Raw genomic sequence first — 12,833 nt, forward strand, 5'->3', positions numbered from 1 at the left:
TGTGAGCCTGACCGGGGGCGGGTTCAGCGGGCTGGTGTCCACGTCATAGGTTGATAGCCGCTTGATCACCAAGCCCCCATAGCCCAATTGGCAGAGGCAGCGGACTTAAAATCCGCCAAGTGTCGGTTCGAGTCCGACTGGGGGCACTGAGAACGTACAGGTAGAGACGTTTCTGCGAGCGGTATCAGCTTCGAGATCCGAGTTCTCCGGCCTCGAAAAGCGATAGATTGACGATCGGGAGATCCGCAAGAAGTCCGCCGCTTCGGGAAGTTTCTCGACCCTGTGAGGCTGAAGTCGCCCAACTGACAACGATATGGGGGATGACTCGTGAGCATGGCATATCTGGCGCAACCTGATCAGCAGCAACAGCTGGAATGGCTCGACGGGGGCACGCTGGCGATCTTGCTTGACGGCAAGGCCACGGATGGCCAGTTGATGGTCGGGCGCTTCGATGTCAGCGAAGGTGAAGCGCCTCCGTACCACAAGCACACGCGTGAGGATGAGGTGTTCATGCTGATCAAGGGGACTGCGTTGCTGTGGTTGGACGATCAGGAGATGGAGCTGTCGGAGGGCGGAATCGTCTTCTTGCCCAAGAACATTCCGCACGCATACCGCATCACTTCCAAGAAGGCGGATCTGCTCATGATCAACACGCCGGCAGGAATCGAAGGCATGTTCCGTCACGCGGGTCGCGACAGAGCAATGCCGCGCCCGGAGGGCTTCGAAATCTCGCCCGAACGTTTGGTCGAGGGAGCGGATAAGTTCGGACAGATCATTCTCGGCCCCCCGCGCTAACCGCGTATCAACACAGCGAGAGCAGCGGTTATCCGTGTTGTTGGGCCTTGAGGTCGCCCGACAACGTCGTGGTCAGTCTCGCGGGCGCCTTTCGCTTCCGGTAAATCGGATCTCGGTGTCATGAGAATGTCAGAACTCATGCGACACGGCTGGGATTGCGATGGGACATGCTGCGAACATTTGTGCCGGTAGGCGATCATCCAGAGCTGTTCTGGCATAACGATAAACGCTCCAATTGAGACTTGAAATCCGCCAAGTGTCGATTCGAGTCCAACGGGGGGCACAGCGGCGGCGGTGGCTGCAAGGACCCTGGTGTTGTGGTTACCGCCGCGGGTGATCAGGGCGCAGCGGTCTCGGTTGGCGGCTGTTTGTGGGCCATGCTCGCGCGGGCTAATTGGCTGCTGCCGGAGAGCTTGCGTCATCCGGATGGCCTTCGTCATCGGGCGCCGGGAGCCGGCGGTTCAGCGCGTCGATTATTGGCGGTCAGCGATCGCCGCTGACCGTGACGTTCAAGCTGCTTTCCGCGGAGAGTTAATGGCGCGAACATTTCTGCATATCTGCTGGGGAAGGACATTTGACAAGCCGTCTATTTACTGTGAAGTCGGTTATTCTCTGCATCGCAGCGCAGTTTTGCGAAATCGGACACGCAGACGTCGCTTGTCGAATAGGTTGTTGCCGGCACTTCTGTCCTTCTCTGTTCTAAAAATGTAGGTCTTTTCGACACGTCATTCATCTGCGGCCGACAACCGACGGCTCGTGGACAGCCCGTTCAATATGGGGGAGTCGTTATGCCTAACGCGAGCAGTTTCATCACGGGTCTTCTTCAGAACTCGACAACGTCGATCAATCGGGCGACGTATGTTCCCCTGGCGGTCGCCGGCGGCGCAGCCAAAGACTCAACCAGAGCAGCAACGAAGGCGAATTTTGTTGCTTCGCTGCAGTTACAGCCTGGCGATGTGCAAGCCGTGCAGGGGGCCCATCGGACCGTAGACGCCGCCAAGGCGGGGCCCGCACCAACCGAGCCCTTCTGGAGCCTTTTGCAGCAGTTCGAAGGCACACCGATGGCATCGAGTCTGCCCGCGGTCAGCGCCTTCGCGGATGTTGCGCCAACTCATCTGACGGCGTTCAGTGACACTCTGAAAGCTCTCCGGCAACAGACCGTCGACCGCCTGCGTGCTGCTGACCCCGCGGGTACCAGCCCCGAGCTCGGCGCGGCGTTGATCGCGCTGAACGCGGCCAACGTGGCATCCCAGGCGCTCGCCAGCAACCTGCAGACCTCCGAAGTCGGGATGCTCAACCTCGAGCGTCTCGAGATGACTCCGGCTGGTATCGAACGAGGAGGGCTGATCAGCACCATTCCTCTGGCGCCCAAAGAGCGCACTTTTGTCGTGCAAAAGGAATGGTCGGTCACCACTCAAGAATTCACCAGCATCGTGACCGACTCGTTGGATAATTTCAGCGAAACCGGCGTCACCGAGAACACACAGATGACGCAAGCCACGACATCCCAGGTCGCGCACAGTAACCAGTTCAACGTCACCGCATCGGCAAGCGGCGGCATAGGCTTCGTAAGCGGTTCGACGACAACGTCGTTCGGCACGCAGGACAGCAATTCTGCGTCGGCGGCGCAGAGCCGCCAGGCGTCGGTTCAGACCACGCGGCTGGCGTCGTCGCGCGTGCGGCAATCACATAAGACCACCATCTCGACCACCACAACTGTGGGGACGTCGAACGCGACTTCCCGGCGGATCGAGAATCCGAGCGACACCGAGCCCATGCGCATCGACTACTACAGCATGATGCGCAAATGGTATGTCGCTCTGTACCGGTACGGCCTGCGGATGACTTACGACATCACCGTGCCCGAGCCCGGCGCTATGCTGCGATGGCCCTATGCGTGGATCGACTTTTATCAAAAGCAGCTGGGTCAAGCGTTCGTTTTTCCGCACACGCACGCATCGATAACCCCGGCGAACTACCTGAGCCTCGCGGACAAATACTCCGCGGACGTGCCGGCTCCGCCATCGCCGGACAATCATCTCATCGACATTGGGCCGGTCACCAATTCAGTTACCGACAAACAATTTCCCGCCCCGTTCAACGTGCCCGACGGATATTGGATCGAAAACATCTACTTCACTCATTGGCAAGGCGACACCAAAGCCGGCGGCTATCCGTTCACGCTTGTGGGCGGTCCGACGCTGACCTCTGCCAACCAGGGCAAGGACATCTGCGCGGGCGGCCACTACCTGTACCACCAGACCGGTGCCCAAACGCTGGTGTCGTTCTGGGACAGTTCCAGTCAGGAAGGCGACGTCATCCTCTATTTCAGGGTGATCTGCAAGCCAACCGCAGCCGCCATGGCGCAGTGGCAGGCCGCCGTGTGGACGGCTCTCTACAACGCCGCGCAACAGCAGTACTACACACAACAAGCGGGCTTGAGCGCCCAGATCACCGCCATCCAGAACTCGATCGCCAACGTCGACACGCTGACCTTGCGGCGAGAAGAGAACGACGAAATCATGCGCTGCGTACTGAAGTGGCTCCTCGGGCCGCAGATCAACTTCGCGTTCATGCCTCCGTCAGTCCAGAAGGCTTTCCTGGCCGCCGCGGTTGCGGCAGGCGACGGGGTCGCGGAGTACCCGTACGGCATCGATTTCGCCGATAATCAGTCCACGTTGACACCGACCCAATGGGCCGCTATCGGCGGTGAGCAGCAGATGATCAGCTTTATCAACGAAGCGATCGAATGGGAAAACGTCACCTACTTCACATATTCGTATTTCTGGGACTACCCAGGCTGTTGGAACTTCATCCGGAACCTTCAGCACGATGACAAGACACGTCAAGCCTTCCTTCGAGCCGGCAGCGCCCGGGTTGTGCTGACGGTCCGAAAAGGCTGGGAGGCCGCGTGGGCCTACTTCGTCTACACCGGCGTGGTGCCACCCAACAATGATCCTCAACTGCCGGCGCTGAATCACCCGTACATGACCATCGCCCAGCAGATCGCCGCCTACGACGACACCAACTACCCGGGCATACCAGCCGCGAATCCCGACGGCGGCGGACTCGTTGACGACGGCACCCCCCAGACCGGCACGACGTGCCGGACGAACATTCAGGGACCCTCCTCAGCTCCGGTCGAGATTCCGGTGGATGACGCAACGGATTTCGTGGCTGGGGCCAGTTTGATCATCGACACGTGGGACTCGCACATAGACCCCAGTACCGGCTTGAGTACACAAGAGACGCAGACGATTACGGCAGTGACAAAGAGCCCGGCATCCATCACCGTGGTCGGCTTGAAGCACTCCCATACCGGACCCTTCCCGGTGGTTCAGGCAGGTGCCAAAGGCACCTTGATCGGCGAGTGGTTCGAGTACACGCCGACATCGGGCACCGATATCGATGTTGTGTTCAATCCCCCGACCGACACCGTCGCGTAACTGGGTATGGCCGCCAGCAGAGCACCGGTGAGGGTTCGGTGACGCAGCAAGTCATCATCGTGTTCGGAGTCGAGATCCGTGACTACTCGTGGACCAAGGACGTGAAACCCTTTGTCGCGCAATACTGCGGTGTGAAGGCCGGTTCGAGTGACACGTTCACCTACCCGAAAAATGCCACCGGCTCGGCTGTCGCGTACGAGATTCACATCAAGTTTGAGTTTGCGGATTTCGCGGCTGCTCTCGACACCGCTGACGCCATCGTGATGTACAACGGGCATTCGCGCTACGGGCAGGGCCCGTCGTGCGGTCCGGCCAACACTCCGACGCTGCCCGATAAGAAGAACTACCCGGTCAACCCGTGGGGCGTGCACTACCGGATGGGCTACGACGCGGTCAAAGCGCACTGTCTCGAGGACATCATGCATCACTCGATACTGCCGACCGAGTATGACTTACCCAACGGCAAGTCGACGTTTCTGCCCAGGGCGTTGGTGAAGGCCGCGGAAAATGCCAACAACGTTCCGCCGGGCGCCGGTTGCTTCACCAGCGGAGCGTGGCGGGCGTTCGATTCGTGCCAGGGCGGCCTGGCGAAGAAGACGACTTCCCGGGGCGACACACCGTTGCAAGGTAGGCACTACTACGCGGCGATCCACGGGACCGGCCCCAGTCGATGGGATGTTATCGACGGCCCGAAAGATGAATTCTTGTCGGCGGTGTCCGTCGGTTCGACCGATCTCGACAAGACGAAACTCAAGTGCAAACTGCTCATCATGGCGGCGTGTTCCAGCCGCGTGCACTTCTTGGATGCTCTCGCGAGGCAGCGGGATGCAGAGCAGTCCAAGTGCAAATTCATCCTCGCCAACTTCCTCGCGTGGGAGGTCTTTCCGCTGGTCTTCCTCAGGCAGGTGCTCCTCCGGGGTCTCGATCCCACGACCCTCGACGGGATGAAGACGTTGGTGAAGAAGTTCAACGCCGAGGACGGCTCCGGATATGTCGGACTGTATTGAGGTGATCACCGGTGGCCGTTGACCCAAAGCTTCTCGCGGAGCTGTTGAAGACGCCCGAGACTGAAGATGTCACGCAGTCCCCGATCGTCAGCGATCTCATCAAGGATCCAGCTAATGCGGACGGCCTGGTGAGTTCGCTCGACGCCGATGCCGCGCTCGAAGTGCGCAACGCGCGACTCATCCTGTGCGAGTTCGATTCTCGGGCGATTCGGGCCCTGTTCACCGGCGTCTCGAGCGCGAAGGCTAACGGACGCCAGCAGCGACTGCAGGTGCTGTGGACGTTGTTGGCGACCGAAAGTCCGTCGACCATTCGTGAATCGCTACGAGGCGTAAAGGACCGCCTCAATCTGCTCCTCGACGACCGCGCCTCTCTGCCCGATGTCGGGCCCGACTACATCGAGCAAGACGTGCGCGGCCGACTCTGCGACCTGACTTACATCGTCGTTCAGCAATTACTGTCACCGACATTCGACCAGTCGCTGTTCCGGTCGCTCGACAACGCGGGCCGGGACCGCGAGATCACGACGTTGAAGAGGAGCGATCTCAGCGACGCCGTGTCTTAGACGTCGATTTGTCGTCAGCGGTCGAAAATCCGCACGGTGACCGTGACGGCCACGCGGCTGGCCGTCGACGTGGGTGCCACGAAGGTGTGATGACGTTGCCGCCTCCGTCGCGGCGTCTCCGCTAGAACTCGATCCACCTGGGACTAAAGATCGATCTTCGGGCGATGGTCCTGCGTCGTCAGCGCGGCGATCGTAAGAGGCGTCAATCAGGCCAAGGAAGCACGGAGGGAAGGCGCAGTCATGATGTACGCACAATTTGCAATGCTGGCGCTGCTCCTGGTGATGCTGGGTGCAGCCGGGTGCGCGATGGTGTCGCGTCTGCTCCGCATCCGCCCCACACGGCTGTCGGACCAACGAGCGGTACCTCTGATATCTAAACCTCATCGAACGCGTTTGGCGCCAAGGGATTACCGGACCGGCGCCTCGGCCAGATTGACGGGTCTGCGACTGGCCATCGAACGGTCGCATGCCAGGCGGGCGCAACGACGTCGTAAGCAAAAGGAGTTCCAAGCCTGGCTGGAGATCACCTCCGAACCACTGTGATGACGGACCAAACCCGACGCGGAGCGGTGTCACCGTCCTACGATCGGTCGGTATGACCCGAAAGCTCGCGTTGATCTCGGCCCTCACCGCCTTGGCCCCCGTCATCCCGACCATCGCATCTGCACCGGCAACCGCAGCACCGTGCCCCGATGTCCAGGTGGTGTTCGCGCGCGGCACCAGCGAGGGGCCAGGCCTGGGCAGTGTCGGCAGCCCCTTCGTCGACGACCTGACCGCCCGGATCGCGCCGCGCTCCGTCGAGGCGACGCCCGTCGACTACCCGGCGAGCAACGATTTCGCCGTCAGCACGCCGGCCGGCGTCGATGCAGCGCGGGCCGTGATCGAGTCCACCGCGGCGAATTGTCCGAAGACGAAGATGGTGCTCGGCGGCTACTCGCAGGGTGCGGCGGTCATCGAAGGAGCCACCAACGCGGCACCGCAGCTCGCCAGCCACGTGGCCGCCACCGCGCTGTTCGGGGCGCCCCGCACCGGTTTCGCGGGCATGCTCGCCGGTGGACCGCTGCCCGAGCTGGCATCGCAGTACGCGGCCAATGCCATCGATCAGTGCGCCCCGGGCGACCCGATCTGCTGGGTCGGCGGCGGTTTCGACGTCGGCGCCCACGGTTCCTATGTGCAGTCCGGAAAGGTCACGGAGGCAGCCGATTTCGCGGCCAGCCGACTCTAGGTCGGAGATACTCGAACGACTCACGGACGACCGCGTTTGAAAGCGGCCAGACCATCCGCACCGCAGCTGCCTTCTCCTCGGCGCTATAGCGACGGCCGGTGGGCTTGTTTCGCGTGGGCGATTCCAAAGTCAGGGGCCGAGGGTTTCCAGAGCGATTCATATTCGGCATGCCAAACATCTTTGCGCTAATAGCTTTATGTAATTAATTACCTCAGATGGTTAACTTTCTGCCATTAAATTTCAATATCAAATAACGAAAAGGGCAGCGCAAGAATTTTCAAAAATTCCGGCGGAATTCGCCCCACACGGCGATCAGTGTGCATTAATTTGCGAGTTCACGTTACTGATTACTGAGGGGGAGTTATGCAAGCGTTTGTCCGGACCGGTATGACCAGCGGTGTGGCACTGATCGGAGCGAGTGCCATCGCGCTGTCACCGATAGTGGTGGCACCGCAGCAGGTGCACCTGCCGGCGATCCCGGTGTCGAGCATCGCGACCACGTTGACCGCGCAGGTCGATCCCATCAGCGCATGGGTGCAGGTTCTCACGGCATCGTTCAGCAACATTTCGGCCCTCGGCCAGCAGGTGTGGGCCGACCCCGCTCCCATCCTGAAACAGATCCTCACCAACCAGCTCGGCTACGCGAACACCACCGCCACGGCGCTGGGCGCCGCCGGCAACAGCTTCGTCACGGCCCTGCAGGGACTGCCACCGGCTTTCCAGCAGGCGGCTCAACAAATGGCCGCCGGCCACATCGACAGTGGCATAGCCACGGTATATGGAGCCGTGCTGGGGCTGGTGATAAACCCCGGCTTCGCACTGCTTGGAAGTGGGGTACTGGACATCCCCGGCAAGATTGCGCAGAACATCACCAACGTCGTCAAACTAGCCCCCACCCTTCTTGTCCAGGTGGGCTTTTCTTTGCTCTCCACGGCTTTCTCCGTCGAGAGCGCGTTTGGGGATACCGCGCAAGCGGTATACAACGGGGTGCACGCCGGCAACCTCGGGGCGGCGCTGAACGCGATCGTCAACGCCCCGGCCGTGCTCACCAACGCCTTCCTCAACGGGAATCCATCGTTGTTGGCCGCGGGGATTCTGACCGCGAGCGGCCCCGGAGTCCCGGGTGTTGTCGCCATGGTGGCCATCCGCATTCGCGACGCCATCGCGCAAGCGCTGGGCGCACCGGCGCCGGCCGCGGCGGCGGCCGCGTCCCTCGCGCCCGTCGCGGCGAAGGTGGCCGATGTTGGACCGGCTGCTCTGCCGTCGGCCGTCTTGTCGGGTGCGGCGGTCACGCTGGGCGCCGAGAAGGTGACGACGCCTGATACCGCGAAGGTGGCGGCGACGAAGACCGCCCCGGCAGAACCCGCCGCGACGGCGCCAGCCGCAGGGGCACCCACCCCGGCAGAACCTGCCGCGACTTCGCCTGAGACGCATTCCCCTGCAACCGAAACGAAGCCGGACTCGGGCACGACCTCCGGTGGCACTACCGCGCCAACCGGTGGCACCGGCACGACAGGTGGCACCACGACCGGTACATCCGGCACGGCCGGTGAGCCCACCAAGCCCAGCGGATCGACCGGGAGCCAGACGGGCTCGGGCAGCACCACCACGCCGAAGGGTGGCACCGACACAACAGGCGGCACCGGCACCACCGGCACCACCGGCGGCACCAAGACCAGTACACCCGGCACGACCGGTGAGCCCACCAAGCCCACCAAGCCCAGCGGATCGACCGGCAGCGAAACGGGCTCGGGCAGCACCACCACACCAAACGGTCTCACCAGCACCACCGGCGGCACCAAGACCGGTACACCCACCAAGCCCGCCAAGCCCGCCAAGCCCAGCGGATCGACCGGGAGCCAGACAGGCTCCGGCAGCAGCAGCGGCGCATCCGGCAGCGGTAGCGGTACATCAGCATCCGGAGGTGGCGCTTCCCACGCTGCCGCGTAGTCACACCCTGCCAAGACCAGTGGGCCCCGCTCATGAGCGGGGCCCACTGTCGTCTGGTGTCGCGAGGGGTCGCCAGACATGCAGCGGCCCCCGAGCTTTGGTTCCTGGTTCAGACAGACCGAAAGGCTCGGGGGCCGGGTGGCTGTGGGGAATTCGCCAGCGCGCGTGGGTGATTCACTTGCGCGCAGAGCAACGAACACGCCCGGCGCTACTAAGCCGGCTGACACCTCACATGTCCATGGGTCAATCAGTTTCTCGGACTACTGTCAGTTCCGGTTGAAAAGTGGGCAGGTGATTCCGGTCGAAAAGTGAGCACCCTTCTGATTGGAGAGTGATCACTGTCGATGACTGAGCCGAGATCTTGCGCAGTTCGGCTTGTAATCGGCCGATGCCGTGCGCTTCGGCCAGGCGGCTGATCCACCCGGTCGCCGGCGCGAACGCGATACGGTGCCCGACTTGGGCAGCGGCGATCGCCAACGCCGTCGCCAGATGCGTTTTCCTATGCCAGGTGGACCGAGCAGGACGACGTTGCGGGATTGGTGAGCGATGAGCTTGTCGACTTCACCTGGAATCGAAGTGCGTTTGGTGGTGGCCATCAGGTGACCTGTCCGGTTCCGAACACGCTGTCGTAGGCGCTCAGATCAGCGACTTGAACATCGACCGCGAGGTGACGTTCCGGAGATGTCCGAAGGTGTAGATACTGTTGCCACAACACCGATGCTGCACGGACGAGCTTCTGGATCAGAGACTAATCCTCTTGCACCCCAGAGCCGTTCATGATTTTCTACCGGGCGGTCACCACGGTGGGCGCGGACGCGGTCCAGGCCCGCGGTCGCGGTGATCATTCAACCGATCGCCTCGGGATGCGCCAAATAGGAACTCGGGGCCATCGCCACGTAGTGGTCGCGGCCCAACCGGGTGCTCACCGTGGGTTCCGATCGTCGGCGCCACCGGCGGCAGGCTGGCCATCATCACGCGATCGGTGACCGGGGCCTCGGCCGGGATCACTCGGGTGCTGGCATGGCGGCACACGTTGGCCACCGAGCCGGCCAGCCAGTCGAGTCGGGTGTTGAAGTCCGCCGGCGAGGTAAAGCTCCGACCGGGCAGCAGCTGTAGTTCCCGGAGAGGTTGTGGACACGTAGGCGCTCGATGGGCGCTATGAAATTCTGCATTCAATACCTTTCTGGTAATAACTTTCTTTCATTAATTCTCAATGCCGAATAGCGAATAGCGAATAAGGAATGCGACACGGCTATCGAAGCGTGATCAAAATGTGCACGGAAATTCATTGGCGGCAGGTTATCTTTTCTTCGCAGTACCGCGGCGCGGCACTCGGACCACGTCGCTACCTTCACCTCTTGGAGATAACAATGCGATCGAATGCGTCCACGTTGCGTCGTGCCGGCGCCATTACTCCGATGGCGCTTGCTGCTGCACTTTGTTTCGCCGGGTCGGCACATGCAGCCGTCTCGGTGAATTGGAGTTGTCAGGCTACGGTTTTTGGCATCCCTCAGACATCGAGCATGACAACCTCGGTGACCACCACTGCGCCGGGTTCGGTAACCGCGGGCTCTCCCGTGGCTATTACCATTGCACCGGGTTCATCGACGGTTCCGCTGAACCCAATCCCCGGCGTTACGGTCACCAGTATCAGCAATATGAAAATGCTCATCCCGGTTCCGGCCAACTCGACATATGTCTCCTCTAGCGCATCCGGTGGATCTGTCTCAGGCACGACGGCCCTGGTGGGCAGTAATGTCGTGCTCACCGTTCCTGGCCCAATTTCCGGTGGCTCGTCGTACACTCCGCCTGCGGTGACCATCAACGTGACGGCCAACGCTGCCGGCTCAGTTACCAGCAAGTATGCCGGCACCAGTTACACCGATCCCGGCATGACCTTTACCACTACGTTGTCAGGGCTCGGCAACGCTGCAACCGCGTGCTACCCGAATCCTTCTCCGACGCTCACCACCACGACCGTCACCTAACCCCGGAGGTCGGGTAGGCCGGCTGGATGGCGCACAACAAACAGCCGGCTGCACATATGAACAGCGCTGATCGGGTCGATGTCATATTTAGCGCGTGACCTTAGATAAGTGCTGCAGTGAATGGCCCTCGATTGGTCTGAGTAATCAGCCTAATCGAGGGTCATTGCTATTTTTCAGTCGCCATCTCGAATGGCGAATAGCCTCTCCCTGATTCACTTATTCCACCTTGTGGCTCTGTTTGTCAATGAACCCCAATCCGCGGGATCGTCCACCGCGCGGGAGGCGGTGTATGCATATCAAAATGGGCGCAAATACCTGTCCATGAATTTGGGGGAATCGCGACGCGAACGGTGCCATGGATACTGCGCAATGCGGCATTCTTTCTTGGCGCAAGCACCCCAGCTCCGCGCGCTCATCAAACGCCAATCACTCGGGTTTCACGCAAGACGGTGCTCCCCGATGAGGTGATTGTGTACGCCAGCCCCGGTTGCCGGCATGTCAACACGCGGCTTGGCGCGGTTCGCTGCCAAGCGCAACTTGTCTCGGGGCCGTCCCCACGAGTGTTGGGTGCAACGCTGCGGCCGAACCCTTCTGAGCGGTATTGAAGAGTGGAGTTCTATGACCCACATGTGTTGCCGGCCTAGGCGGTGGCAAAGTTGGCCGTCGAAGGTCCTAGCGAAAGCGTCAATAATCGCTACGGAATCCACCCGACCAGCGGTATGCTCAGGCCGAGTCACAAAGGAAAACCTTGGGGGAGGTCTTTTCGTCCGATGGCAACCGAACTCTCTCGGATCGCCGCAGACCTGAAGAGAAGACTGGAATCTTTTCATGGATCCGTGGACGAATTGGCGCACGAATTGATGAGGATGCTGGGCGTCAATCACACCGATCTACGTGCCCTGTTACACATTCTCCTTACAGGCGAGAAGGCAACGACGCCGGGACTTCTGGCCGAGCGGCTCGGCCTCACTGCCGCCGGCACCACGATCGTGCTCAACCGCCTGGAAAAGCTGAGATACGTCAGTCGATCACTACATCCGACCGATCACCGCCGAGTCGTCGTGTTGGCCACGGATCTGGCTGCTCGCCGTGTCTCGGAACTCGTCTCCCCGCTGCTGGATCAGGGCGGCAAGATGTTGTTGAGCTGTTACAACGCGGCGGAGATTGCCCTGATCGTCGGGTTCCTCACCCGTACGAACGAAATACACCAAGCTCATCTGAAGCGGATGCGTGAATTGGATCCCTACGCCCAGTAGGAGTCATCGGCGATCTCCAGAACTGCGAACCGCGCGGTTGGCACGGCGGCGATTGCTATCGTCGCAGCCGAGTCGTTGGGTATGACGTCGATGGGTGCGCTGATGAGGCGCAGTTGAGTTGGGCGTTGATCGATCGCGTCAGCGATTCCCTCATGGACCGCATGTTGCTCAAGGGCGTGAACTTCCACGAAGGTTCAGCTGGTGTGGCGCCACGGTCGTCGCCGTATTCGACGAGGCGCGCGGACCTGGCGTGCAATGCCAGGGGAGTCCGATCCATGGCGCTGAACTCGTTGGTGCACCGGGTATCTGGTTGCTGTCAAGCGTCACACTGACCGCTAGACGCCGCGATCCTGCGCCCCGGTTGAGCGGGGAGAGAAAGGTCGATATCGGCCCCAGACTTCGGGAGTGCGGGTCGCTCGCGCTCAAGGAATGCGGTGGTCCGAGAGACTGATTGACTCATGGGCATGTGGGGTGGCGGTCAGCTTAGGTAGTCCCGGGTGTGTTCGTTGCTCTGTGTGCACGTGAATCACCTTCGTGCGCTGGGTAATTCCCGACCGCCCCCGGCCCCCGAGCCGGTTGGGCCGTCCACACCCGGAATCAAGG

The 12,833-nt window shown here is 61.4% G+C and carries 9 protein-coding genes, 1 tRNA gene and 1 pseudogene; 9 read left to right on the plus strand and 2 right to left on the minus strand.

All coding sequences use genetic code 11. The features are described from left to right. Positions 1-72: 72 nt before the first annotated feature. The 7 genes from G6N59_RS21085 to G6N59_RS21115 all read left to right on the plus strand — a co-directional run bounded on the left by G6N59_RS21085 (position 73) and on the right by G6N59_RS21115 (position 8,986). Positions 73-146 (plus strand) — tRNA-Leu (locus G6N59_RS21085). A 187-nt stretch (positions 147-333) separates the two neighbouring features. Further along, positions 334-795, plus strand: a complete 462-nt coding sequence (locus G6N59_RS21090) for a cupin domain-containing protein (RefSeq protein WP_234884083.1) — start codon at positions 334-336, stop codon at positions 793-795. 788 nt (positions 796-1,583) lie between these two features. Further along, positions 1,584-4,241 (plus strand): hypothetical protein, encoded by a 2,658-nt coding sequence (locus G6N59_RS21095; protein WP_138228784.1) that lies wholly within the window; start codon positions 1,584-1,586, stop codon positions 4,239-4,241. 38 nt (positions 4,242-4,279) lie between these two features. After that, positions 4,280-5,248, plus strand: a complete 969-nt coding sequence (locus G6N59_RS21100) for a hypothetical protein (RefSeq protein ID WP_138228785.1) — start codon at positions 4,280-4,282, stop codon at positions 5,246-5,248. An 11-nt stretch (positions 5,249-5,259) separates the two neighbouring features. Continuing rightward, positions 5,260-5,811: a hypothetical protein gene (locus tag G6N59_RS21105; protein ID WP_138228786.1), complete on the plus strand. Its 552-nt coding sequence runs from the start codon at positions 5,260-5,262 to the stop codon at positions 5,809-5,811. Positions 5,812-6,406: 595 nt separating this feature from the next. Then, positions 6,407-7,036 (plus strand): cutinase family protein, encoded by a 630-nt coding sequence (locus G6N59_RS21110; RefSeq protein ID WP_138228787.1) that lies wholly within the window; start codon positions 6,407-6,409, stop codon positions 7,034-7,036. 363 nt (positions 7,037-7,399) lie between these two features. Next, complete coding sequence (locus G6N59_RS21115) at positions 7,400-8,986, plus strand: hypothetical protein (RefSeq protein ID WP_163911557.1); 1,587 nt, start codon at positions 7,400-7,402, stop codon at positions 8,984-8,986. A 333-nt stretch (positions 8,987-9,319) separates the two neighbouring features. Here the strand turns inward: G6N59_RS21115 and G6N59_RS32035 are convergent. Together G6N59_RS32035 and G6N59_RS21125 are read right to left on the minus strand one after the other, a co-directional pair. Next, positions 9,320-9,525 (minus strand): annotated as a pseudogene (locus G6N59_RS32035) (ATP-binding protein); the annotation flags it as partial. 971 nt (positions 9,526-10,496) lie between these two features. After that, positions 10,497-10,721 carry a hypothetical protein gene (locus tag G6N59_RS21125; RefSeq protein ID WP_163910726.1) on the minus strand — a complete coding sequence of 75 codons (225 nt, stop codon included), beginning with the start codon at positions 10,719-10,721 and terminating at the stop codon, positions 10,497-10,499. A 79-nt stretch (positions 10,722-10,800) separates the two neighbouring features. On the opposite strand from G6N59_RS21125, the gene G6N59_RS31205 reads away from it, so the two are divergent. Next, entirely contained in the window at positions 10,801-10,974 is a 174-nt protein-coding gene (locus G6N59_RS31205) for a hypothetical protein (RefSeq protein WP_234884078.1), read from the plus strand. Positions 10,975-11,744: 770 nt separating this feature from the next. Then, complete coding sequence (locus G6N59_RS21135) at positions 11,745-12,230, plus strand: MarR family winged helix-turn-helix transcriptional regulator (RefSeq protein ID WP_170212346.1); 486 nt, start codon at positions 11,745-11,747, stop codon at positions 12,228-12,230. The last annotated feature ends 603 nt before the right edge of the window (positions 12,231-12,833 follow it).

The sequence above is a fragment of the Mycolicibacterium aubagnense genome (assembly GCF_010730955.1).
Taxonomy (GTDB): domain Bacteria; phylum Actinomycetota; class Actinomycetes; order Mycobacteriales; family Mycobacteriaceae; genus Mycobacterium; species Mycobacterium aubagnense.